Genomic DNA, 24,639 nt, shown 5'->3' on the forward strand with positions numbered 1-24,639 from the left:
TGGGAGCGAGCTTGCTCGCGATAGCGGACGTTCAGTCACATCCATTTTGAATGTGCTGCCGTCATCGCGAGCAAGCTCGCTCCCACAGGTTTTGCGTTGTACACATAGATCAATGGAGCGCCACGATGTCCTCCTCGCCCCAACCGACTTGGCCCGACGGCCACAACGCCTGCCTGGCCCTGGCCTTCGATCTCGACGGCCCCACCGGCGATGCAATGCTCAACGGTTCGATCTGGCACAAGCCCGAGTATTTCGGTTTTGGCGGTTACGGACCGTATCGGGCCTTGCCACGGATACTCGACCTGCTCGACGAATTCCGCATCCCGACCACCTTCTTCGTCCCGGCCTGGGTCGTGGAAAACTGGCCGAAACAGTGCCAGTCGATCATCGAGCGCGGGCATGAAGTGGCTTACCACGGCTACAAACACGAGTCCTTCTATGCGCTGACACTGGAACAGCAAAAGGACGTCATGAATAAATGCCGCGAGGTGTTCTGGCAGCATTTGAACATCCGCGCAGAAGGCTTTCGCACTCCGTCCGGAGACTGGCGGGCCGAGACACCGGCCATGCTGGTAGAGGCCGGCGTCACTTACTCCAGCAGCATGCGCGGCGATGATCGGCCGTATCTGGTGAAGGTCCCGGGCTATGAAACCCCGCTGGTGGAAATTCCCGGCCGCTGGGAAATGGACGATTACGCCTCCATCGCCTACACCCGTGCGCCGGACTTTCCCTCGGGGCTGGACCGTACCGCCAGCTACGAGCTGACCCTCGACAATTGGTGCCGCGAGTACGACGGCGCAATGAATGAAGGGCTGTGCCTGACCACCCTCTTCCACCCCAAGATCACCGGCAAACCGGGGCGCATTCTGCTGCTGGAGAAACTCTTCGAGCACATGCGCACGCGTGATGACGTGTGGTTCGCCACCTGCCGCGATGTCGCCCACTGGTGGCTCAAGGAGCATCAACATGGCTGAGTCGACTGTCTGGCCCAAAGGCTACCGTTGCGCGGTGGTGTTGACCGTCGACTATAACGACGTGCACGGCATCCTGACCCAGGCCCCGGAAGTCGCCGGTCGCGACAAGACCCTGTCGGTGTGGCGCTACGGCACCCAACGTGGGGTCGAACGCTTGCTCGGTCTGTTCGAGGAGCTGGGTGTTTCCAGCAGTTGGTGCGTACCGGGCATCGTTGCCGAAGAAAACCCGGAACATATCCGCTCGATCCAGGCGGCCGGTCATGAAATTGCCTGCGCCGGTTATCGCCACCAGAACTACGACACCCTGAGCCTGGCTGAGCAGACCGCCGCCCTTGAGCACGGCTGCCAGGCACTCGCGGCCATTACCGGCCAGCGCCCAACGGGTTTCCGGATTCCCGCCGGCAACTGGGCACCGGGATTTACCGAGGCGCTGCGCGAGCAAGGTATTCGCTGGTCGTCGTGCTGGCGCGGCGATGACCTGCCGTTCGCCCATCCGACGGCGCCCGAGGTGATCGAACTGCCGTTGCACTATGAGCTGGAGGACGAACCGTACTTCGCGTTCAACCTGAGCCCGGCGGTGCCTCCCGCGCAATCGCGGATTGCCTCTTACAGCCACACCTTGGGCAACCTGAAAATGGACTTCGCCGGGTTTCATCGCTTTGGCCTGTGCTACGTGCTGCGCCTGCACCCGGAAATCATCGCGACCCCAGGGCGCATCGGTGTCCTGCGCGAGTTGCTGCTGGGTATCCAGCAACACGACGACGTGTGGATCGCCACGGCGGGCGAAGTCGCCCAGTGGTGGGCCGAGCGCGCCGCACCGATGGACGAAGAACATCCGTCAGCCGTATATGAGCGGCATTATCGAGCGTACTTGCCATGAGCGAACGATTGCAGCGTCTGGCGCAATTCTGCGTCGAGACCCGTTTCGAAGACTTGCCGCCGGCACTGGTGGCACAAGCCAGGCGACACATTCTTGATACCGTCGGCGCGACCCTGGCCGGGGCCGCCAGTGAAATTGCCGTCGCCGCCCGGCAAACCTTTGCCAATGAAAACGGCAAAACGCTGGTCTGGGGCACCGAGCAGCATGTCGGTGCGGCGCAGGCAGCAATGCTCAATGGCATTGCCGCCCATGCGCTGGAACTGGACGATACCGGCGGCTGCGATCACTCCGGCGCGGTGGTGCTGCCCGCAGTGATGGCGGCGGTCAGCCTGAGTCCCGCACCCGTGAGCGGTCGCGAGCTGATCACCGCCGTGGTGATCGGTTATGAAATCGGTCGGCGCGTGCTTGAGGCCTGTGGCGGTTACTCGGCGCACAACGGCGCCGGTTGGCACTCGACTGCCACCTGCGGCGTATTCGGTGCAGCGGCGGCCAGTGCGCGAATACTCGGACTTGATCAGGCACAAACGCTCGCTGCACTGGGCATTGCCGGCAGTTTCAGCGGCGGTCTCTGGGCGTTTATCCACGATGGCTCGCAAAGCAAAAAGCTTCACAGCGGCCGCGCTGCCGAAGGTGGCCTGCTCGCGGCACGCTTTGCCGAGCAAGGGATCAGCGGGCCAACGAAGTTGTTCGACGACGTTTGGGGCGGCTTTCTCAAGACCCTCGCGGCTGAACACGCGCAGCCCGAGGCGCTGGACGCGGAGCTTGGCGTGGTGTGGAAACTCGCCCGCTGCTCGATCAAACCTTACGCGTCATGCCGTGGCACGCATTCGGCCATCGATGCCTTGGGCTTGTTGCTTGAGCAATTGCAGATCGAGGCCGATCAGCTGGAAGACGTCCAGGTGTTGCTGTGCGGTTTTCTCAACGAGATGTGCGGCGGGCGTGATGTCGGCAGTTTGGCTGCCGCGCAAATGAGTCTGCCGTATGCCCTGGCCGCGCGGTTGGTCCATGGTCACTGCCGGCTTGAGGCTTACGACGACGAACAACGCAGCGCGTCAGAAATCGCTCATTGGATGTCGCGCATTCACCTTGTAGTGGATCCGCAACTGTCAGAGGATGGCGAGCCGGTCGTGAGCATTCGCAGCCGCGATGGACGCCAGGTCAGCCTGTGTGTCGAGGTGCCGTTGGGCGCGCCGGGGAATCCGTTGAGTGATGCAGCGCTGGAGGAGAAATTCCTCAGCCTGGCGACGCGGGTGCTGCCGGAGGAACAGGCAACTGGATTGCTGAAGCAGTTGTGGCAACTGGAAAAACTGCAATCGGTCGGTAAGTTGATCGTTCCCACGCTCTGCGTGGGAATGCAGCCAGGGACGCTCTGCGTCCCAAAAGCGGACGCAGAGCGTCCGGTGAGGCATTCCCACGCAGAGCGTGGGAACGATCATCCGAACACAAAAAAATAAGGACATCCGCACCACCGTGGCCACTTACTCGCTCGTTATTCGCCGCCTGATGATCTGCTCGCTGACCATCGTCGTCAGCCGCGCTATCACCAGCCCGCTGCTGACACTGTTCCTCAGCAACAAATTGGGCCTGAACCAACAAGACGTCGGCCTGCTGCTGGGCGTCGCGGTATTCATCGCCACCCTGCTCGCGTTGTATGGCGGTTACATCATCGACCGCCTGGAAAAACGCCGGTTGCTGATTCTGGCGATGCTCTCCAGTTCTGTCGGCTTCGTCCTGCTGACCTTCGCCCACAACCTTTACCTGACCACGCTGACGTTGGTGATTACCGAGACCGCTTCGGCACTGTTTCTGATCGGCTCCAAAGCCATCCTCAGTGAAAACCTGCCGATGGGCCAGCGGGCCAAGGCGTTTTCGCTGCGTTACACCCTGACCAATATCGGCTACGCCACCGGCCCGATGCTTGGGGTGGTGATCGCCGGCGTGCAGCCACTGGCACCGTTCCTGATTGCCGGTGGCATCGCTTTTTTCAGCACCTTCCTGATGAGAGGAGTTCCCGGATCCGCCAAGGACGCAGCGCTCGGCCAGCCGCAAAGTTTTCTGAAAACCCTGGTGACCCTGAAAAACGACCGCACGCTGATCATGTTCACCTGCGGCTGTCTGCTCAGTACCGTGGTTCACGGGCGTTTTACCCTGTACCTGTCGCAATACCTGCTGGTGACGCAAAACGAGCACATTGCGCTGCAAACCATGGCGGCGATCCTCGCCTGCAACGCGATCAGCGTGATTCTCTTGCAGTACCAGATCGGCCGCTTCCTCAAACGCGAGCAACTGCGTTACTGGATCGTCATCGGCAGCAGCCTGTTCATCCTCGGGCTGATCGGCTTCAGCTTCGCGCAGAACCTGGTGCAGTGGTGCCTGGCGATGTTTGTCTTCACCCTCGGCGAAATGATCATCTACCCGGCAGAGTTCCTGTTCGTCGACACCCTGGCCCCGGAAGAGTTGCGCGGCAGTTACTACGGCGCGCAGAACCTCGCGGCACTGGGGGGCGCGGCGAGTCCGGTGATTTGCGGCTTTTTGTTGACCCACAGCGCACCGGCTACGATGTTCTATGCCCTCAGTGCAATGACGGCCATGGGTGGTCTGCTGTGTTTCCTGAGCGGCCGACGCGTCGCTACACTTCAAAAATAATGCATTCAAACCGCATTAATATGAATTTGTCAGCTGGCGGATAGATCGGCACACTGTGCCGGTTCCTCCCCCAAATGTTGGAACGCTTAAAGGGCTTTCTGGTGATCCAGACAAGCCCTTCTTTTTGCCTGTTCTTTGCCACTGGATCGTTTTCGTTATGCTCGCTCGCTGGATACCCGCTGCCATCAACACCCGACCATCCGAATGGAGCCGCGCCGCTATTGGTATGTCTCTGGGCACACTGCTGAGTGTCTGGGTCTGCGGCCAAGTATTCGGGATGGACGTGGCCTTACACTTGATCGGCCCGTTGGGCGCATCGGCGGTGTTGCTGTTTGCGGTGTCGTCCGGCGCACTGGCGCAGCCGTGGTCGATTCTCGGCGGCTACCTCTGCGCGGCAGTGGTGTCGCTGCTGGTGGCCCATGTGCTGGGGCGAACGTTGGGCAGCGCCTGTCTGGCGGCCGGCATGGCGCTGATTCTGATGTGCTGGCTGCGTTGCCTGCACCCGCCGGCCGGAGCGCTGGCGTTACTGCTGGTGCTGGCGGACCCGGCGACCATCGCTATGGACTGGCGCGAACTCGGGCCGGTGATGCTCGCTGCGACGTGCATGCTGTTCAGCGCCCTGGCCTATAACAACCTGACCCGAATCCGTTACCCCAAGGGCCACATTGAACCGGTCTCGGCGGTGCCCGCCGACCATCCGCCCGCAGACGCGTTGGCGATTACCGCCGAAGACCTCAAGCTGGCCCTGGCCGATATGCAGGAGTTCTTCGACGTCACGCCCGAGGACCTTGAGCAGTTGATCCACGCCAGCGAGTTGCACGCCAAGCGTCGCAGCATCGGTGAGGTGTTCGGCAGCCGCTAAGCTGCTGACAGCTGCCGTGCCGGCACAGCCAGGCTCACCGCCCGCACCGAAGATCCGGCACTCAACCCCAGTGCCTTGGCGGTTTGTGCATCGACAATCAAGGTCCCGGCGGCGACCCGCGCCGGTGCAGCGGTGATCCGGCAATCGGCGAACTGGCGGTTGTGAATCAGATAGACCGCCGCCTGCTCTCCCGGCGTACCGATGCTCAACTGCAACACCTGGCTGTCGCGCACGGCGCGGATGTCGCCGGTTGCGCACTCGATCAACGGGCCGCCGTCAAAGATGTCGATGTAGTCCTTGTGCTCGAAACCTTCAGCCTTGAGCATCCCCAGCGCCGGTTCGGTGTTGGGATGAACCCGGCCGATCGTCGCCCGCGCAGCCTCGGGCAGCAAGCAGGTCGGCAGCGGGAACTTGGGCATCAGCTCGGCAATAAAGGTCTTGTTGCCCAGCCCGGTGAGGTAATCGGCGTCGGCAAAATCCATCTTGAAAAAGTGCCGGCCCAGCCCCTCCCAGAACGGCGAGACACCCTCTTCATCCGAATAACCGCGCATCTCGGCGATCACCTTGTCGCCAAAGTACTGACGGAATTCGGCGAGAAACAGAAACCGCGCCTTGGACAACAAACGACCATTCAAACCGCTGCGATGACCGGCGTGCAGAAACAGCGAGCAGAGTTCCGATTGACCGGTCATGTCATTGCCGAGAAACAGCGTCGGCAATTGCTGGTTGATCCCGAGATTTTTCGAGGCGGCGACAAACAGCCCCATCCGGTAGTTGTACCAAGGTTCGCGCAGCCCAACCGCGCCAGCCAGGGCGCAGATACCGACGGCTTCGCCGTTGTCCGCCTGCAGCACAAACAGGTAATCGGCATCAGCCCGTTCGGCTTCACCGGCGAAGGTTTTTTCGGCCCATTCCAGGCGCTGACGCAAACGTCCGGGATCGGCCGGCAAGGTGGTCAAACCGGTGCCGGCGCTATGGGCCAGTGCCAGCAGCGCCGGCAGGTCATTCATCGTTGCAGGACGGACGATCATCAATGGTGCTCCTGTGGGCTCACGCGTTTAGGCAGATAGACTTCCGCGAGCATGCAGCGCGCGCTGCCGCCGCCAATTCGCTCGATGGTGTCGATGTTTACGGGTAGAGGTTTGGCATACGCTTCGACCATCCGGCGCTGGTCGGCATGCAGCGACCGCCAGGCCGTGCGCGACATCACCAGTAAGGGCTCGCCGGCACGGTTGTGCACTTCGAGCATGTTGCCGGCGAAGGACTCCAGTTGATCGAAGCTCAGGGTCAAGACTTGCTTGCCGCTGCGTTCCAGGCGTGAGCGCAGTGCATTGCGCTCGTCCAGGTCGCTGAGCGATTCCAGGCAGACCACCGCCAGTTTCGTGCCGACGCTCATCATCACGTTGGTGTGATAGATCGCCACGCCGTGACGGTCCACCGCGTTGAATGCGCAGAGCTCATAGCCGAGGTGCTCGACCAACTGATCCAGCGCTTTGGCATGGGTACGGGTCGAGTAGCCGGCGTAACAGATCCGCTGTTCGCGATCGAGGACCATGCTGCCGGTGCCCTCGAGGAACACTTCCTGCTGCTCAAGGCCGGAGAGGTCGAGCAATTGCTCGATCCGGTAGGCATCGCGCAGCCAGTCGAGTACGCCTTTGTCGCGCTCAAGACGGCGGTTATGGCCTTGCATCGGGTACAGCACCAGGGTGCCGTCGGGATGGCTGCTCCACCAATTGTTCGGAAAGATCGAATCCGGGGTATGCGGTGCTTCGCTGTCGTTATGCACCATGACTTCAATCCCATGCTCACGCAGGGCCGCAACGTAGCCGTCGAACTCTTGCAGGGCCTTGAGTTGTACGTCTTCGGCCGCAGCCGCGGGACGCTGGAAACGGTTGTTGGCGGCCGTGTCCTGGTTGAAGGAGAAACGTGTCGGGCGAATCATCAAAACGGTATTGGTGGTTTGCATGGGCACAGAATCAATGAGGGTTGAGAGGTGCTCATTGTCTGATTCGGCGCCGGAAAAACCCGGCTGATAAGGAGGGAGGCAGTGCAGGAAATGGCTGAAAACGAGGGGGCTTGCAGCCGATTTGGTGGGACATTGATCGTTCCCACGCTCTGCGTGGTAACGCCTCATTGGACGCTCTGCGTCCGCCCTTGATAGGTGACGCGGAGCGTCACGGGCTGCATTCCCACGCAGAGCGTGGGAACGATCATGTCCGTCTGCGTGGGAACGAGAAGAGTTGTGTGATTACGAGGAGGTTTTGACCATCGCCAGCTCAGGGTGGCTGACCAGTTTGTCGATGTGCAGGTCCGGGTCGTCGAACCAGACTTCGGTCAGCACCCGGTAGTGTTCCATGTCGCGACAGCGCATCCGCAGGCTGTAGTCGAAGGCGCCGCTGATCAATTGGCACTCCAGCACCTGCGGGCAGGCGCGGACTTTGGCTTCGAAAGCTTTCTGCGCGGCGCGTCCGCTCTGGTTCGACAGCGCCACCAGCACCAGCAGCGACAAGCCAGGGGTCAGTTTCTTCTCGTCGAGAATCGCCCCGTAGCCACGAATGACGCCGAGCTGTTCGAGTTTGCGCACCCGTTCAAGGCATGGCCTTGGCGTCAGGTGCACGCGCTCGGAAAGCTTCTGATAGGTGATGCGCCCTTCGTGGCGCAGCACCTCAATGATCGCCTGATCGATTCGATCAAGCACGATCGACATATCGCGGATGTCCGCCATGTACGTTTTGCCTCACTTCAAACGGCCCGATAAAAATTGCTGCAAACGCTCGCTTTTTGGCTGGTCGAGAATCGTTGCATCGCCCTGCTCTTCGACCCGGCCTTGATGCAGAAACAGCACCTGACTGGACACCTGCCGGGCAAAGCCCATTTCGTGGGTCACCATCAGCATGGTCCGGCCCTCTTCGGCCAAGGCCTGAATCACCTTCAATACTTCACCCACCAGTTCCGGGTCGAGGGCCGAGGTCGGCTCGTCGAACAACAGAATCTGTGGCTCCACCGCCAACGCCCGAGCAATTGCCACTCGTTGCTGCTGGCCGCCGGACAGGAATGCCGGGTACTGCTCGGCCACCCGTTGCGGCAGACCAACCTTGTCCAGGTAGGCCCGGGCGCTGGCTTCAGCGTCCTTGCGGCTGACACCCAGAACCTTGCACGGCGCGAGCGTGATGTTCTCCAGCACCGTCAGATGACTCCACAGGTTGAAGTGCTGAAACACCATCGCCAGCCGCGTGCGCAAGCGCTGCAACTGCGCCGGGTTGGCAACGCGCATGCCGCCGGCCGCCTGACGGGTGACAATCCGCTCGCCGTCCAGCTCGATGGCGCCATCATCCGCCCGCTCAAGGAAGTTGATACACCGCAGCATAGTGCTTTTGCCGGAGCCACTGGCACCAATCATGCTCACCACATCACCGGCGCGGGCATTCAACGAGACGCCCTTGAGCACTTCATTGTCACCAAAGCGTTTATACAGATTTTCAACGGTCAGCTTGTACATGGAACACTCCTGGAGCGCTGCCGTTGGCGACAGCGTTCTGGACAGAAAGAGGGAGGAAAAAAGCCGGCTCCAGATTTCAGTGAGCCGGCCCGAGGAAATTCAGCCAACGCTTCTCTGCGAGACGAAACGCGCCGACCAGCCCGAATGACAGCCCGAGGTACAGCAGCCCGGCGATACCGAATGCCTGGAAGGTCATGAAGGTCGCGGCATTCGCGTCCCGAGCGACCTTGAGGATGTCCGGAATGGTCGCGGTGAAGGCCACGGACGTGGCGTGCAGCATCAGGATCACTTCGTTGCTGTAATACGGCAGCGCCCGACGCAACGCCGAGGGCAGAATCAACTGCACATACAAGCGCCAGCCACTCAGGCCGTAGGCATGGGCCGCCTCGATTTCACCGTAGGGAATACTGCGAATCGCCCCGGCGAAGATCTCGACGGTGTAGGCACAGGTATTGAGGGTGAACGCCAGCAAAGTGCAATTCATCGCATCGCGAAAGAACGCTTCCAGCAACGGCTGCGAACGGACCACCGCGATGCCGTAGATCCCGCTGTAGCAAATCAGCAACTGGATATACAGCGGCGTACCGCGAAACACATAAGTGAACAGCTGCACCGGCCAGCGCAGCAGGCCCCAGCTGGACGTGCGCATGATCGCCAGCGGCAGCGACAGACAGAACCCGAGCACGATGCTCACCACCAGCAGCCATAAGGTCATGGCCAAACCGGTGAAGGTGTAGCCATCGCTGAACAGGAACGGTTTCCAGTATTCAGAGATCAATTCAATCATCGCGTCATCCCCCGTACGCCCTGGTTGTAGCGCCGTTCAAGGACGCGCAAAACATAGTTCGAGGCGCTGGTGATCAGCAGGTACAGCGCTGCCGCCAGTAACAAAAAGTCCAGCATATTGAAGGTACTTTTGCCGGCCTCCTGCGCAACTTTGACCAGGTCCGACAAGCCGATGATCGACACCAGCGCCGTGGCCTTGAGCAGCACCAGCCAGTTGTTGCCCAGGCTCGGCAAGGCGAAGCGCATCATTTGCGGGAACACCACATAGCGAAAACGCTGCCAGCGGCTCAGGCCAAACGACGCACCGGCCTCCTGTTGTCCCCGAGGGACACTGAGGATCGCGCCACGAAAGGTCTCGGTGAAATAAGCGCCGTAGATGAACCCGAGGGTGACGATACCGGCCACGAACGGGTCGATTTCCATGTACGGCCATCCCATGAATTCGGTCAGGCTGCTCAGCCAGCCTTGCAGGCTGTAGAAGATCAGCAGCATCAACACCAGGTCCGGTACACCGCGAATCAACGTGGTGTAAAAGGTTGCCGGCAGGTTCAGCAGCCGCAATGGCGAGAGCTTGGCCGCCGCACCAAGCAGGCCCAGCAGCATGCTGACCACCAGCGACAGCGCCGAGAGTTTCAGGGTCACCCAGGTACCGTGCAGCAACAGTGGGCCATAGCCTTGCAGGGCCGAGAAATCCAGACCCAGAGCATTGAGGAAGGTATTCACGCAAGTCACCTGTCTTGAAGCACCACAGCGAGGCATTGGGTCGTGAACCACGGCCCAATGCCTCAGGTGCGCTGATCAGTTGTTGTAAAGGTCCAGATCGCCGAAGTATTTCTTCTGGATCTGCGCGTAGATGCCCTTCTCGTGCAGGGCCTTGATGGCGGTATTGAGCATGCCTTTGAGCTCGTCGTTGTCCTTGCGCACACCGATGGCAATGTCCGCCGGCACCAGCGGATCACTGATGCCTTCACTGTTCTTGAACCCGGCGCCTTGTGGCGATGTAAGGAAGCTCATCTGCGCTTGCAGCTTGTCCTGAATCGAAGCATCGAGGCGGCCGTAAACCAGGTCGGCGTAGACCTGATCCTGGTTCTGATAGGCGCGCAGTTTCACCCCGCCCGGCGCCAGTTTGGCCCTGGCGTAGGTTTCCTGAATGGTGCCTTGCATGAAGCCGATGGTCTTGCCCTTGAGCGACTCGGCGGTCGGCTCAAGGCCGGAATCCTTGCGGGTGACGATGGCGGTCGGCCCGGCGTACAGGCGGTCGGTGAAGTCGATCTGCTTGCGGCGTGCGTCAGTGACGGTCATCGACGACTCGATGGCGTCGAACTTGCCGGCCTTGAGCGCAGGAATCAGCCCGTCGAAGTCATTGCTGACCCACACACATTTGAGCTTCAGTTCGGCGCAGATCGCGTTGCCCAGGTCCACGCCAAAGCCTTGCACGCCACCGTCGGCGGTGGTCGACTCAAACGGCGGGTAGCTTGGGTTGGTGCCGAAGCGCAGCTCGGTCCACTCCTTGGCGCTAGCGCCGGCCGAGCAGAACAGCAACGCGAGTACAGGCAAAGTCAGCCATTGGGTTTTCATCTTCGTAAGTCCCGATTTGTTTGGAATTATCGCGACCGGGCACGCAGGCCTGGACGCCTTTATGGGCAGGAACAGAGAGTCGATGCGGCATCTGCCGCAGCAGCGTTCTTATTGTTTGTGTTCGGTGCACCGCCAAAGGCCGGCCACACCCCACCCTGAAACCCTTGGCGCAGACGGCTTCGAATGGAAGGCCAGAATGCCAACAGACGATTGTGTCGAGGTGTCGAAAGGGCCGTCGCAGACAGCTCGCTTGTGCTGATGTCGGCATTTTCACAGCCGATTCTGTCGTGAATGCCCTATTAGGGTATTTATGCGATGGATGAGCCTGCGGGTATTGCAAAAATGCAGACCGGACCTGCATCTATCCGGGTTGTACATCGCAAATTTGCACTGCTACGATCCGGCATCGTTCGCGCGCGAACACTTCTATAAAGAACAATAAAAGCAGGGAGTTAGTGATGACTGCTCAGGTTTCATCCCAGGCGACACGAGGCATTGATGCCACCGCCAACGAAGTGCTGGCCGAGGTCCGCAACCACATTGGCCACCTGACCCTCAATCGCCCCGCCGGCCTCAATGCCATTACCCTGGACATGGTCCGCAGCCTGCACCAACAGCTCGATGCCTGGTCCCGTGACCCGCACATCCACGCCGTGGTGCTGCGCGGTGCTGGCGAGAAAGCCTTCTGCGCCGGCGGCGATATCCGCTCGCTGTACGACAGTTTCAAAAGCGGCGGCACCCTGCATGAAGACTTCTTCGTCGAGGAATACGCCCTCGACCTGGCGATCCACCATTACCGCAAACCGGTACTGGCGTTGATGGACGGTTTTGTCCTCGGCGGCGGCATGGGCCTGGTGCAAGGCGCAGACCTGCGGGTGGTCACCGAACGCAGCCGTCTGGCGATGCCGGAAGTGGCCATCGGTTACTTCCCGGACGTCGGTGGCAGCTACTTCCTGCCACGGATTCCCGGCGAGCTGGGTATCTACCTTGGCGTCAGTGGTGTGCAGATTCGCGCCGCCGATGCGCTGTATTGCGGGTTGGCCGACTGGTATCTGGAAAGCGAAAAACTCGCCGAACTGGATCAACGCCTCGACAGCCTCAAGTGGCACGACACCCCGCTCAAGGACCTGCAAGGTCTGCTGGCCAAACTCGCGGTACAGCAACTGCCCGACGCCCCCTTGCAGGCACTGCGACCAGCCATCGACCACTTCTTCGCCCTGCCGGATGTGCCGAGCATCGTTGAGCAACTGCGCACCGTTACGATTGCCGACAGTCACGACTGGGCAATCACCACTGCCGACCTGCTCGACAGTCGTTCACCGCTCGCCATGGGTGTAACGTTGGAGATGTTGCGGCGCGGTCGTCAGCTGAGCCTGGAAAATTGCTTCGCCCTCGAACTGCATCTGGACCGACAGTGGTTCGAACGCGGCGACCTGATCGAAGGCGTCCGCGCCTTGCTGATCGACAAAGACAAGAGCCCACGCTGGAATCCTCCGACCGTGCAGGCGCTGGACGCCAGACAGGTTGCGAGTTTCTTCAGCGGTTTTGACCAGAGCGGGAGCTGAGCCATGCACGATATCGAACTGACCGAAGAACAAGTGATGATCCGCGACATGGCCCGGGATTTTGCCCGCGGCGAAATCGCCCCCCACGCCCAGACCTGGGAAAAAGCCGGCTGGATCGACGACGCGCTGGTGGCAAAAATGGGCGAGCTGGGTTTGCTCGGCATGGTGGTCCCCGAAGAATGGGGCGGTACTTACGTCGACTACGTGGCCTACGCGCTGGCGGTGGAAGAGATTTCTGCCGGCGACGGCGCCACCGGCGCCTTGATGAGTATTCACAACTCGGTGGGCTGCGGGCCGGTCCTCAACTACGGCACTGAAGAACAGAAACAGACCTGGCTGGCGGATCTGGCCAGCGGTCAGGCCATCGGCTGTTTCTGCCTGACCGAGCCGCAGGCCGGTTCCGAAGCGCACAACCTGCGCACCCGCGCCGAACTGCGCGACGGCCAGTGGGTGATCAATGGCGCCAAGCAGTTCGTCAGCAACGGCAAACGGGCGAAACTGGCGATTGTGTTTGCGGTGACCGACCCGGACCTGGGCAAGAAAGGTTTGTCAGCGTTTCTGGTGCCGACCAACACCCCGGGGTTTATCGTCGACCGCAGCGAACACAAGATGGGCATCCGCGCTTCCGACACCTGCGCGGTAACGCTGAACAACTGCACTATCCCCGAAGCCAACCTGCTGGGGGAACGCGGCAAGGGTTTGGCGATTGCCTTGTCCAACCTCGAAGGCGGTCGCATCGGCATCGCCGCGCAGGCACTGGGCATCGCCCGTGCAGCCTTCGAAGCAGCGCTGGCCTACGCCCGTGACCGGGTGCAGTTCGACAAGCCGATCATCGAACACCAAAGCATCGCCAACATGCTGGCCGACATGCACATGCAACTGAACGCCGCGCGCTTGCTGATCCTCCACGCCGCACGGTTGCGCAGCGCCGGCAAGCCCTGCCTGTCGGAAGCCTCGCAGGCCAAGCTGTTTGCCTCGGAGATGGCCGAGAAGGTCTGCTCGTCCGCCATACAGATTCACGGCGGCTACGGTTATCTGGAAGATTATCCGGTGGAGCGCTACTACCGCGATGCGCGGATCACGCAGATTTACGAAGGCTCGAGCGAGATTCAGCGGATGGTGATTGCGCGGGAGTTGAAGAACTATCTGGTGTAAAGCCTAAAAGCATCGCGAGCAAGCTCGCTCCCACAAGGACCTCTGAGTACCGGAGATCCAATGTGGGAGCGAGCTTGCTCGCGATGACGTCAGTGAGGACGCTGCATTACTTACCGACGAACTCGGCCTCACGCTTGGCAATAAACGCCGCCATGCCTTCCTTCTGATCCTGTGTGGCGAACGCCGCATGGAATACCCGACGTTCAAAGCGCACACCTTCGGACAGGCTGACTTCAAAGGCGCGGTTAACGCTTTCCTTGACCATCATCGCAATCGGCAAGGATTTTTTGGCGATCAGCGCTGCAACCTTCAGCGCTTCATCCAACAGCTCATCCACCGGCACGATGCGCGCAACGATGCCGCAGCGCTCCGCTTCCACCGCATCGATCAAGCGGCCACTGAGGCACATTTCCATGGCTTTGGCCTTGCCCACCGCTCGGGTCAGGCGCTGGGTGCCGCCCATGCCCGGCAGCACGCCGAGGTTGATTTCCGGTTGACCGAATTTGGCGTTATCACCGGCCAGAATGAAATCGCACATCAGTGCCAGCTCACAACCGCCGCCCAGGGCAAAACCGGCGACAGCCGCAATGATCGGCTTACGTCGGTTGGCAACCCGATCGCTGTCGCTGAACAGGTCGTCGAGGTAGATCTGCGGATAGGTCAGCTCGGCCATTTCCTTGATGTCGGCGCCAGCGGCAAAGGCTTTTTTCGAGCCAGTCAGCACGATGCAGCCGATTTCCGGATTGGCTTCCAGACCGTCCAGCGCATGGTTCAACTCGCTGACGATCTGCGCGTTCAAGGCATTCAGGGCTTGTGGGCGGTTGAGGGTAATCAGCCCCACGCGGCCCTGGACTTCCAACAAAATCGTTTCGTAGCTCATGCAAGCGTTCCTTCTCAAAGATTGCGCGAAATGACCATGCGCTGAATATCGCTGGTGCCTTCATAGATCTGACAAACCCGCACGTCGCGGTAGATGCGCTCCAGCGGGAAGTCGCTCAGGTAACCGTAACCACCGAGGGTTTGCAACGCCATCGAACAGACCTTTTCGGCCATTTCCGAGGCGAACAGCTTGGCCATCGAGGCTTCCACCAGCGCTGGTTTGCCGCTGTCACGCAGGGCGGCAGCGTAATGCACCATCTGCCGGGCGACGGCGATTTGCGTGGCCATGTCCGCCAGTCGAAAGGCTACTGCCTGATGCTCGATGATCGCTTTGCCGAAACTCTCACGCTCACGGGCGTAATCGCGAGCGGCTTCGAATGCGGCGCGGGCCATGCCGACCGATTGCGAGGCAATTCCGACACGTCCACCTTCAAGGTTGGCCAAGGCGATTTTGTAGCCTTCGCCCTCCTCGCCCAGCCGATTGGCCACTGGCACCTTCACGTCCTCGAAAAGGATCTGGCAGGTGTCCGAGGCGTGCTGGCCGAGCTTGTCTTCAACGCGTGCAACCTTGTAGCCCGGTGAATCGGTGGGCACGATGAAAGCGCTGATTCCGCGTTTGCCGGCACTCGGGTCGGTGACCGCGAAGACAATCACCACCCCGGCGTTTTGCCCGGAAGTGATGAACTGCTTGCAGCCGTTGAGCACGTAGTGATCGCCGTTCAGCCGGGCACGGGTTTTCAGGCTGCTGGCGTCGGAACCGGCCTGCGGCTCGGTCAGCGCGAACGCCCCGAGCATCGCACCGCTGGCCAAGGGTTTGAGGAAGCGCTCTTTCTGATCGTCGTTGCCGAACTTGAGAATCGGCACGCAACCCACCGAGTTGTGCACGCTCATGATGGTCGAGCAGGCGCCATCGCCGGCGGCGATTTCTTCCAGGGCCATGGCGTACGCCAGGTAACCGGTGTCGCAACCGCCCCACTGCTCCGGCACCAGCATGCCGAAGAAGCCCAGTTCGGCCATCTCGCCGATGGCCTCCTTGGGAAAGCGATGCTCGCGATCCCACTCGGCGGCGAACGGCTTGAGCCGCTCCTGGGCGAATTGCCGGGCCGCATCGCTGATCTGTAGTTGTTCGTCATTGGGAATCATGCCAATTCCTTAAAAATCAAACCTGAATGCGAGAACCTGTGGGAGCGAGCTTGCTCGCGATGGCGGTGTGTCATTCAGCAGGAATGTTGAATGTGAGTCAGCCATCGCGAGCAAGCTCGCTCCCACAGGGATTGGCGTTGGCCTTAGTACAGGCATTCAACGGCCATGGCCGTGGCTTCACCGCCGCCGATACAGATGGCTGCAACGCCGCGTTTCAGGCCTTTCTGGCGCAAGGCCGAGAGCAAGGTCACCAGAATCCGCGCGCCAGAAGCACCGATCGGGTGGCCCAGCGCACAGGCGCCGCCGTGGACGTTGACCTTGCTGTGGGGGATTTCCAGCTTGGTCATCGTCACCAGGCTGACCACCGCGAAGGCTTCGTTGACTTCGAACAGTTCGACTTCATCCAGCGACCAGCCGGTTTTCTTCAGCAGTTTCTTGATCGCGCCCACCGGTGCCACCGGGAACAGTCCTGGCGTATCAGCGAAGGCCGCGTGACCGTGGATCACCGCCAGCGGTTTCAGGCCACGTTTTTCAGCCTCCGAACGACGCATCAGCAGCAATGCCGCCGCGCCGTCGGAAATCGAACTGGAGTTGGCCGCCGTCACCGTACCGCCGTCGCGGAACGCCGGTTTCAGGCTGGCGATCTTGTCCAGTTTGGCTTTCGGTGGTTGTTCATCATCGGTGATGAGCTTTTGCTCTTTGCCGACCATGACCTGCAACGGGACGATTTCGGCGTTGAAACTGCCGTCCTTGATCGCCTGCTGTGCGCGGGTGGTCGAAGCGATTGCGAACTCATCCTGCGCTTCACGCGTGAAGCCGTTGGCCTCGGCGCAGTCTTCGGCGAAGGTGCCCATCAGGCGGCCCTTGTCGTAGGCGTCTTCCAGACCGTCGAGGAACATGTGGTCGAGCACTTTGCCATGGCCCATGCGGTAACCGCTGCGGGCGCGGTCCAGCAGATACGGTGCGTTGGACATGCTTTCCATCCCGCCAGCGACCACCACGTCGGCGCTGCCGGCCAGCAGCATGTCGTGGGCCAGAATGGCGGCCTCCATGCCCGAGCCGCACATTTTGTTCAGGGTGGTGCAACGGGTCGACTTGTCCAACCCGGCGCCCAGCGCAGCCTGGCGTGCCGGGGCCTGACCGAGGCCGGCAGACAGCACACAACCAAACAGCACTTCTTCTACTGCATCGGCAGCCACGCCGGCGCGTTCGACGGCAGCGCGAATCGCGGCAGCGCCGAGTTGTGGCGCGCTGAGGCTTTTCAGTTCACCTTGAAAACCGCCCATCGGGGTGCGGACGGCGCTGACAATAACGATTGGATCGTGGGACATAGTCATGACAAATACTCCTTATTTGGCGGCCATACGCAAGGCACCGTCGAGACGGATCACCTCGCCGTTGAGCATGCTATTTTCTATGATATGCCTGACCAGCGCGGCGTACTCAACCGGTTTACCAAGGCGCGGCGGGAACGGCACACCAGCGGCCAGCGAGTCGCGAACTTCCTGGGTCATACCGGCCATCATCGGTGTCTCGAAGATGCCCGGAGCGATGGTCATCACGCGGATACCGAGGCGCGCCAGTTCACGCGCGGCGGGTAAGGTCAGGCTGGCAATCGCGCCTTTGGACGCCGCGTAAGCAGCCTGGCCGATCTGGCCGTCGAAAGCCGCCACCGAGGCGGTGTTGATGATCACTCCACGCTCGCCGTCTTCATTGGCTTCGGTTTCGGCAATCGCCGCAGCCGCCAGGCGCAGCATGTTGAAGCTGCCGATCAGGTTGACGTTGATCACCTGGCTGAAACTGGCCAGCGCATGCGGGCCGTTCTTGCCGAGGATCTTCTCGCCACGGACCACACCGGCGCAGTTGACCAGCCCGTGCAGGCCGCCAAAGGCTGCAACCGCTGCCTGCACCGCCGCTTCTGCTGCCGCTTCCTGGCTGATGTCCGCCACGACGCAATGCGCGCCGAGCCGTTTTGCCTGAGCGGCGACGGCTTCGGCGTTCAAGTCCACCAGCATGACTTTGGCACCGGCGCCCACCAGCATTTCAGCCGTGGCCGCGCCCAGGCCCGACGCACCGCCGGTGACGAGAAAAACCTTGTTTTCGATCTGCATCATTGTTTCCTTGGATTCAAGCTGAAACGTTCTTCGCCGTGGCCTCTTGAGCCTTGGCGATTTCCTGGTTGCGCAAGATAAAGCGCTGCAATTTGCCGCTTGGGGTTTTCGGCAACTCGCTGACAAATTCGATTTCACGCGGGTATGAGTGCGCCGCCAAGCGCTTGCGCACATGCTGGCGCAGCTCCTCGACAAGCTCGGGCGAAGCACGGTATTGCGCGCTGAGCACGACGAAGGCTTTCACCAGCTCGGTGCGCTCCGGATCCGGCTTGCCGATCACGGCCGCCTCGACGACTGCCGGGTGCTCGATCAACGCACTTTCCACGTCGAACGGGCCAACCCGGTAGCCGGAAGTGGTAATCACATCATCGCTGCGGCCAACGAAGCTGATGCTGCCGTCCGGGTTCAGTTCGACGGTATCGCCACTCAGGTAATAGTTACCGACGAAGGCCTTGGTTGGCGCGCCTTCGTAACCGGCAAACCAGCACATCGGCGATTGCGTGCGGTCGATGGCGAGGATCCCCGGCTGACCGACCGACAATTCGTTGCAGGCCTCATCCAGCACCACGATCCGGTGACCGGGCGAGGCAAACCCGGCCGCACCGACATGCACCGGATGCTCAAGGCCATGGTGATTGCACAGCACCATGCCGAGTTCGGTCTGGCCGTAGTGGTCGTGGATCACCACGTCGAGGTTGTCGGCGAACCAGCGGATCACTTCCGGGTTCAACGGTTCGCCGGCGCTGCTGACGATGCGCAGTTTGCCTTTGATCGAACGGGCGAACTCATCGCCGCCAGCGATCAGTAAACGGTAGGCGGTCGGTGAACCGGTGAGGTTGGTGATGCCGTACTTATTGATCACCCGGCAGGTGCTTTCGAGCGTAAACGGACCATCGTAAAAGGTGATCGGATGGCCCATGGACAACGGTCCGGTCACACCAAAGTAGATGCCATAAGCCCAACCCGGATCGGCAACGTTCCAGAAAGCATCTTCAGGGCGCAGGTCCACCGCGTCACGGGTGTAGCTCTGGAACGCGACAATCGCCTTGAGTGGCACCGACAGGGCTTTCGACGGGCCGGTGGTGCCCGAAGTGAACATCAGCAGGAATGGGTCTTCACCGCTCAGCAGCAGCGGTTCGCACTGAGCGGAATAGTTGGGCAGTTCGGCCCAGAAACTGAAATCACCGCGCACGATGCCCTGACCTTTCGGGCCACCAACGGTGACGATGGTCGGGCAGTCGGCAACTTCACTGAGCTTTGGGCGATTGACCGCATCGGTCACCACCACGGCGGCGCCGGAACTGTTGAGGCGGTGTTCGATGGCTTTCGGGCCGAAGGCGGTAAACAGCGGCTGGTAGACCGCGCCGATACGCCAGGTGGCGAAAACCGCAATCAGCAATTCGACATTGCGTGGCAGCAGACCCGCGACCTTGTCGCCCTTCTTCACACCTTGAGCCAGCAGGAAATTGGCAAAACGCGCAGCTTTGTCCTGCAAGTCGCTGAAGGTGTATGTGGCGCTGGCACCGTCGCGGCCCTCCCAGAACAAGGCGATGCGCCCGGGCAACGCATGGCGGTCGCAGCATTCAACGCAGGCGTTGAGGGCCGTCAACGAGCCTTTGAGCGCCGCCTCGACGGTGTGCTGATAGTTGAACTGTGAAGTCGCAGACAGGTAATCGCGCATTGCCAGAATCCCTCTGTATTTTTATTGGGTTGGGGGAACCGTAAAAATCCAGGAAATACTCGCTCCGCGGGCGACGCGGGACAATGGTCAAAGCTTTCAAGTTGCGTGACTGGTTTGGCCAAGATTTGGGAGATGTAGCGTCAGGGATGGCCTCATCGCGAGCAAGCTCGCTCCCACCTTTGGAATGCGTTCCCCTGTGGGAGCGAGCTTGCTCGCGATGAGGCCGGCCGTATCAACGCAGGGTCTGGATCAATGGGCTTCGTTGAGGATCAAACTGCGGTAATGCCCGGGATTGGACCCCGACCATTTGCGAAACGCCTTGTAGAACGAACTGGCATCGGCGAACCCGAGCCGCGTGGCGATCTCGGCGAAGCTGATCGAAGGTTCGGCCAGCCAGACAATCGCCAGCTCCTTGCGCACGCTGTCCTTCAAGCCTTGATAGGTCTGCCCTTCTTCCGCCAACCGTCGACGCAATGTCGATGCGGACATGCACAGGCGCTGCGCCAGGCTGTCGGTTTCCGGCCACTGTTCGGCGGGCAGTTGCCGCAAGTCGTGTTTGATCCGGCTGGCGAGGCTTTGCGGATCGCGGTACTTGACCAGGATATTGGCTGGCGCATGGGCCAAAAAACGCTTGAGCTCGTCGCTGCTGCGCTTGATCGGCAGATCCAGGCACTCCGCCGAGAAGATCATCCGGGTGCGCGGTCGGTCGAAACGCAGGTTCTCGGAGAACATCACTTTATAGTCATCACAGAAGTCCGGTTCCGCGCAGCGCAGTTCGATCGCCAGAATCGGTATCCGTCGCCCTGCCAGCCAGCAGGCAACGCCATGGACGATCATCCAGTAGGTGAAATAAGTGAAGGCGCGACGCGGGTCCTGGTCGTCTTCGAGCAGGACGATTTCCGCCAGGCTTTGCTGATGAACCAACTGCGCCGGCATGCGTTCAAGCATCAACGACAGAAACCCCAGACCAGACGTCAACCCTGCTGCCAGCGTCGGCTGCGCGATGGCGCAACGGCAAAGAAATTCCAGACTGCCGGATTTCAGCTGGCGCGGGTCCATGCCAAAGAACTCGTCGTCCATGCGTCGCGCCAGTAACCGCCAGAGCCGTGCATAGGCCGTGGCCGGAACACGAGCGTCAGCCACGTCAAGCAAGCGTGGCTCAATCCCGACCTTGAGCAAGATCTCGTCACTGACCACGCCCGGCTCGCAGCTTTGCAACAGTGCTTCGCGCACCAGGTGAATGGAGATGGTGTCTTTTTCCGACATTGAGCGTGGTGAACCCTTTTTTGTTGGTCGGCCATCTTAGCGCAGGCGTTGATTTCTTAAGATCAAAAGATCGCAGCCTGCGGCAGCTCCTACGTTGGGCTGCGATCTTTTATGTTGTTCAGTCACCGTTCAGATAAATGCCAATCATCTCTATTTAGTAATGAGTATCATTATGTTACAAATTAGCTTCCACTCTATAGCCAACGCGGTGCTGAATGCTGGTTCCCTTTTTGATCATGCTGCGCGAAGGCGTTGAAGCGGCGTTAATCGTCGGCATTATTGCCAGTTACCTCAAGCAAACCGGACGCGGCCAATGGATGCCTGCGATGTGGATCGGAGTTTTCCTCGCCGTCGCGCTGGCCCTGCTGGTGGGTGGTGGCTTGGAGTTGGTCAGCGCCGAGTTCCCGCAAAAACAACAGGAACTCTTCGAAGGCGTGATCGGCCTGCTGGCGGTCGGTATTCTGAGCTCCATGGTGTTCTGGATGCGCAAAGTGGCGCGCTCGATCAAACACTCGCTGCACGCTTCACTCGATCACGCGATGGCCGGTTCCAAACACCAGGTCACTGCACTGATTGCCATGGTGTTCTTCGCCGTCGCCCGGGAAAGTCTGGAAACCGTGTTCTTCCTGCTCGCGGTATTCCAGCAAAGCGAAGGTCCGGGAGCGCCTGTCGGTGCCCTGCTCGGCCTGGCGCTGTCGATTGTCATCGGTTTCCTCATCTACAGCGGCAGCATGCGCCTGAACCTGGCCGTGTTCTTTCGCTGGACCGGGTTGTTCATTCTGGTAGTGGCGGCCGGCATTCTCGCAAGCTCGGTGCGGGCACTGCACGAAGCCGGACTGTGGAATCACCTGCAAACGGTCTTGTTCGACTTCAGCGCAACCCTGCCGATGGATGGCCCGCTCGGATCAGTGCTGGCCGGCATGTTCGGTTATCAGGATGCACCGACCGTCAGCACCCTGGGCGCGTACCTGATTTATCTGGTGGTCGCGCTGGTGATGTTCTTCCTTCCGGGTAGCGCGCCTGCCAAACCGGCCACCACGCCACCTTCTTCCGTTTCCAGCCATTAAGGGCATTCATGTCAAACCAGGCCCCTCTTCAGACCTCGCCTCCCCGCGCCCTGCGTTGGGCGGTGGCCGGTTCGGTGATCGTGATGATCGCTGCTGGCGGGTTGTTCTACTACGCGTCGCAAATGGCCGCGGCCAAGCGCCAGATCAACCACGACGAGATCACCGTCACTATTAACCCGCACAGTTGCGAGCCAAATGCTCTGAGCGTCCCGGCGGGTCACAGCAGTTTCCGCATCGTCAACCGCTCGGATCGTGCCGTTGAATGGGAAGTCCTCGACGGCGTGCTGGTGCTTGTAGAGCGGGAAAACATCGCCCCCGGCCTGAGCCAGGTGATCACCGCCAACCTGTTGCCGGGAGACTACGCGATTACCTGCGGTCTGCTCAGTAACCCACGCGGCACCCTGCACGTCACGCCCACCGCGGCATCCGATGCTGCGGCCAAGGCACGGCCGTCGATGGTGGCGTTTATCGGCCCGTTGTCGGAGTTTCGCGTTTACCTGAGCAGTCAAGGCACTGCACTGATTAACGCTGTCACCGCGTTGCAACAGGCTATCGACGCCGGTGACCTGAGCCAGGCCCAGGCGCTCTACGTGCCGGCCCGCGTTGCCTATCAACGTATCGCGCCGGCGGCTCAACGTCTGGCGGAACTGGATAAGGTCATCAATGCTCGCGCCGATTACTTTGAAAAGCGCGAGCAGGATCCGGATTTCGTCGGCTTCCATCGCCTCGAATACGCGCTGTTCCAGCAACGAAAAATCGAAGGTCTGGCGCCGATCGCTCAGCGCCTGCTGGCCGATGTCACCCAGCTCAAGCAACAACTGCTGGCTCAGTCGCTGCCGCCGGAGCAACTGGTGAGCATCGTCACACGCAACATCCGCAACATGGCCGATGTTCGAGCCAACAGCGGCGAAGAAGAACGCTACAGCCACACGGACCTCAACGGATTTGCCGGCAACCTTGAGGTCACCCGCAAAGTGCTCGATCTGTTGCGTCCGTTACTGAGCAAGTCCGCCGCAGCATTGCTGACCCGATTGGACACGGCCACCCACGCTCTCGATGCCGAACTCAATGGCTTGCGAGTGCAGGACGGCTACAGCAGTTACGACAGCGTCGGCGCCGATCAACGCGCACGACTCGCCGACAAGGCCAAGGCTCTGGCCGATGCACTCGATGGAATCGATCCCGCCCTTGGCCTTTCCGGCCTGTAAGCAGAAGACAAAAAATCAGATGAACGATTTAGATCAGATCAATGCCCAGCGTCGCCGCGTCTTATTGGGCATGGGCGCCGCCGGCGTCGCGTTGGCAGGCAGCACCTTGAGCTGCCCGGCCATGGCCGCCAGCCCGGCACAAGTCACTGAAGCACCGAACAGCGACAAAACCCAGGATCGCCATGACTTCCATGGCCCGCACCAGACCGGCATCGTCACGCCGCGCCCGGCGTGCGGCATGTTGGTGTCGTTCGACGTACTGGCTACCGATCGCGAAGACCTGGAGCGGTTGTTTCGCACGCTGAACCAGCGCATTGCGTTCCTGATGACCGGCGGCCCGGTGGCTCAAGTCGACCCGAAATTACCACCCATGGACTCAGGGATTCTCGGCCCGGTGGTAACACCCGACAACCTGACCATCACCGTGTCGGTGGGTGAATCGCTGTTCGACGAGCGTTTCGGCCTGGCCAGCGCCAAGCCCAAGCGGTTGATCCGCATGGTCGGCTTCCCCAACGATGCGCTGCAACCCGAGCTCTGCCACGGCGACCTGAGCCTGCAGTTCTGCTCCAACACCGCGGACACCAATATTCACGCCTTGCGCGACATCGTGAAGAACCTGCCGGACTTGCTGCTGGTGCGCTGGAAACAGGAAGGCAGCGTGCCGCCGCAAGCGCCGGCCAAGCCTGGAACACCTGCGCAGAGCGCGCGCAACTTCCTCGGTTTTCGTGACGGCTCGGCCAACCCCGATTCCAACGACAACAAAACCATGGAACAGATTGTCTGGGTGCAACCGGGCAGCGATGAGCCGGCCTGGGCGGCCAATGGCAGTTATCAGGCGGTGCGGATTATCCGCAACCTTGTCGAGCGCTGGGATCGCACGCCGCTGCAAGAACAGGAAAGCATTCTCGGTCGGGTCAAAAGTACCGGCGCGCCCATGGGCGGCAGCCATGAAAGCCAGGTCCCGGACTACGCCAAGGATCCGCACGGCAAGCTGACCAAAATGGACGCGCACATCCGCCTGGCCAACCCGCGCACTGCCGCGACCCAGGCCAACCTGATCCTGCGTCGACCGTTCAACTACTCCAACGGCGTGAGCAAAAACGGTCAGCTGGAAATGGGCTTGCTGTTCATCTGCTACCAGGCCGATCTGCACAACGGTTTCATCACCGTGCAAACCCGACTCAACGGCGAGCCGCTGGAGGAATACCTCAAGCCTATCGGCGGCGGCTATTTCTTCACCTTGCCAGGTGTTACCGGCGACAAGGACTTCATCGGTCGTTCATTGCTCAATGCCACTCAACCGAAAACCACGGCTTGACCCCTAATCACAACAAACCCA

General features: G+C 60.7%; 23 protein-coding genes. 10 read left to right on the plus strand and 13 right to left on the minus strand.

Annotated elements, in window-relative coordinates; translation table 11 throughout:
- The first annotated feature begins 125 nt into the window (after positions 1-125).
- From AC1RKH_RS04585 to AC1RKH_RS04605, 5 genes are all read left to right on the plus strand, one after another.
- Entirely contained in the window at positions 126-974 is an 849-nt protein-coding gene (locus tag AC1RKH_RS04585) for a polysaccharide deacetylase family protein (RefSeq protein ID WP_493061301.1), read from the plus strand.
- Positions 967-1,854: a polysaccharide deacetylase family protein gene (locus AC1RKH_RS04590; protein ID WP_493061302.1), complete on the plus strand. Its 888-nt coding sequence runs from the start codon at positions 967-969 to the stop codon at positions 1,852-1,854. Before AC1RKH_RS04585 ends, AC1RKH_RS04590 begins: the two co-directional genes overlap by 8 nt.
- Positions 1,851-3,308, plus strand: coding sequence for an MmgE/PrpD family protein (locus AC1RKH_RS04595; protein WP_493061303.1), 1,458 nt, complete (start codon positions 1,851-1,853; stop codon positions 3,306-3,308). The genes AC1RKH_RS04590 and AC1RKH_RS04595 overlap by 4 nt, the downstream gene beginning before the upstream one ends.
- A 16-nt stretch (positions 3,309-3,324) precedes the next feature.
- Positions 3,325-4,500, plus strand: a complete 1,176-nt coding sequence (locus AC1RKH_RS04600) for an MFS transporter (protein WP_493061304.1) — start codon at positions 3,325-3,327, stop codon at positions 4,498-4,500.
- A 157-nt stretch (positions 4,501-4,657) separates the two neighbouring features.
- Positions 4,658-5,362 carry an HPP family protein gene (locus AC1RKH_RS04605; RefSeq protein WP_493061305.1) on the plus strand — a complete coding sequence of 235 codons (705 nt, stop codon included), beginning with the start codon at positions 4,658-4,660 and terminating at the stop codon, positions 5,360-5,362.
- On the opposite strand, the gene astA is transcribed toward AC1RKH_RS04605, so the two are convergent.
- From astA to AC1RKH_RS04640, 7 genes are all read right to left on the minus strand, one after another.
- The gene (gene astA / locus AC1RKH_RS04610; RefSeq protein ID WP_493061306.1) at positions 5,359-6,393 is read right to left on the minus strand and encodes an arginine N-succinyltransferase; all 1,035 of its coding nucleotides are present in this window, start codon (positions 6,391-6,393) and stop codon (positions 5,359-5,361) included. The genes AC1RKH_RS04605 and astA overlap by 4 nt on opposite strands.
- On the minus strand, positions 6,393-7,328 hold the full coding sequence (gene ctlX, locus AC1RKH_RS04615; protein ID WP_493061307.1) for a citrulline utilization hydrolase CtlX: 936 nt from the start codon (positions 7,326-7,328) through the stop codon (positions 6,393-6,395). The genes astA and ctlX overlap by 1 nt, the downstream gene beginning before the upstream one ends.
- 282 nt (positions 7,329-7,610) lie before the next feature.
- A complete protein-coding gene (locus AC1RKH_RS04620; protein ID WP_493061308.1) occupies positions 7,611-8,087 on the minus strand; it encodes an Lrp/AsnC family transcriptional regulator in 477 nt (158 codons plus the stop codon).
- A 12-nt stretch (positions 8,088-8,099) separates the two neighbouring features.
- On the minus strand, positions 8,100-8,861 hold the full coding sequence (locus AC1RKH_RS04625) for an ABC transporter ATP-binding protein (protein ID WP_493061309.1): 762 nt from the start codon (positions 8,859-8,861) through the stop codon (positions 8,100-8,102).
- Between the two features lie 76 nt (positions 8,862-8,937).
- Positions 8,938-9,648 carry an ABC transporter permease gene (locus tag AC1RKH_RS04630; protein WP_493061310.1) on the minus strand — a complete coding sequence of 237 codons (711 nt, stop codon included), beginning with the start codon at positions 9,646-9,648 and terminating at the stop codon, positions 8,938-8,940.
- Positions 9,645-10,406 carry an ABC transporter permease gene (locus AC1RKH_RS04635; protein WP_493061311.1) on the minus strand — a complete coding sequence of 254 codons (762 nt, stop codon included), beginning with the start codon at positions 10,404-10,406 and terminating at the stop codon, positions 9,645-9,647. The genes AC1RKH_RS04630 and AC1RKH_RS04635 overlap by 4 nt, the downstream gene beginning before the upstream one ends.
- 39 nt (positions 10,407-10,445) lie before the next feature.
- Positions 10,446-11,225: a transporter substrate-binding domain-containing protein gene (locus AC1RKH_RS04640; protein ID WP_493061312.1), complete on the minus strand. Its 780-nt coding sequence runs from the start codon at positions 11,223-11,225 to the stop codon at positions 10,446-10,448.
- Between the two features lie 458 nt (positions 11,226-11,683).
- On the opposite strand from AC1RKH_RS04640, the gene AC1RKH_RS04645 reads away from it, so the two are divergent.
- Positions 11,684-12,790, plus strand: a complete 1,107-nt coding sequence (locus AC1RKH_RS04645) for an enoyl-CoA hydratase/isomerase family protein (protein ID WP_493061313.1) — start codon at positions 11,684-11,686, stop codon at positions 12,788-12,790.
- 3 nt (positions 12,791-12,793) lie between these two features.
- Positions 12,794-13,945, plus strand: a complete 1,152-nt coding sequence (locus AC1RKH_RS04650) for an acyl-CoA dehydrogenase family protein (protein ID WP_493061314.1) — start codon at positions 12,794-12,796, stop codon at positions 13,943-13,945.
- 106 nt (positions 13,946-14,051) lie between these two features.
- Here the strand turns inward: AC1RKH_RS04650 and AC1RKH_RS04655 are convergent, their stop codons facing one another.
- From AC1RKH_RS04655 to AC1RKH_RS04680, 6 genes are all read right to left on the minus strand, one after another.
- The gene (locus AC1RKH_RS04655; protein WP_071550222.1) at positions 14,052-14,825 is read right to left on the minus strand and encodes an enoyl-CoA hydratase; all 774 of its coding nucleotides are present in this window, start codon (positions 14,823-14,825) and stop codon (positions 14,052-14,054) included.
- 14 nt (positions 14,826-14,839) lie between these two features.
- The gene (locus AC1RKH_RS04660) at positions 14,840-15,967 is read right to left on the minus strand and encodes an acyl-CoA dehydrogenase (protein WP_493061315.1); all 1,128 of its coding nucleotides are present in this window, start codon (positions 15,965-15,967) and stop codon (positions 14,840-14,842) included.
- A 143-nt stretch (positions 15,968-16,110) separates the two neighbouring features.
- Entirely contained in the window at positions 16,111-17,304 is a 1,194-nt protein-coding gene (locus AC1RKH_RS04665; RefSeq protein WP_103316484.1) for an acetyl-CoA C-acyltransferase, read from the minus strand.
- Between the two features lie 12 nt (positions 17,305-17,316).
- Positions 17,317-18,078 carry an SDR family NAD(P)-dependent oxidoreductase gene (locus AC1RKH_RS04670; protein WP_493061316.1) on the minus strand — a complete coding sequence of 254 codons (762 nt, stop codon included), beginning with the start codon at positions 18,076-18,078 and terminating at the stop codon, positions 17,317-17,319.
- 16 nt (positions 18,079-18,094) lie between these two features.
- Positions 18,095-19,759: an AMP-binding protein gene (locus AC1RKH_RS04675; RefSeq protein ID WP_493061317.1), complete on the minus strand. Its 1,665-nt coding sequence runs from the start codon at positions 19,757-19,759 to the stop codon at positions 18,095-18,097.
- A 249-nt stretch (positions 19,760-20,008) separates the two neighbouring features.
- Positions 20,009-21,025, minus strand: coding sequence for an AraC family transcriptional regulator (locus AC1RKH_RS04680; RefSeq protein WP_493061318.1), 1,017 nt, complete (start codon positions 21,023-21,025; stop codon positions 20,009-20,011).
- 215 nt (positions 21,026-21,240) lie between these two features.
- Between AC1RKH_RS04680 and efeU the strand changes: the two genes are divergently transcribed.
- Genes efeU through efeB form a run of 3 tightly spaced genes read left to right on the plus strand, consistent with a single transcriptional unit; the run spans position 21,241 to position 24,618 of the window.
- Positions 21,241-22,092 carry an iron uptake transporter permease EfeU gene (gene efeU, locus AC1RKH_RS04685; RefSeq protein WP_493061319.1) on the plus strand — a complete coding sequence of 284 codons (852 nt, stop codon included), beginning with the start codon at positions 21,241-21,243 and terminating at the stop codon, positions 22,090-22,092.
- Between the two features lie 8 nt (positions 22,093-22,100).
- Positions 22,101-23,300 (plus strand): iron uptake system protein EfeO, encoded by a 1,200-nt coding sequence (gene efeO, locus AC1RKH_RS04690; protein WP_493061320.1) that lies wholly within the window; start codon positions 22,101-22,103, stop codon positions 23,298-23,300.
- 19 nt (positions 23,301-23,319) lie between these two features.
- The gene (gene efeB / locus AC1RKH_RS04695; RefSeq protein ID WP_493061321.1) at positions 23,320-24,618 is read left to right on the plus strand and encodes an iron uptake transporter deferrochelatase/peroxidase subunit; all 1,299 of its coding nucleotides are present in this window, start codon (positions 23,320-23,322) and stop codon (positions 24,616-24,618) included.
- Positions 24,619-24,639 lie beyond the last annotated feature (21 nt).

This window comes from Pseudomonas sp. GW822-FHT06B12 (assembly GCF_058799675.1).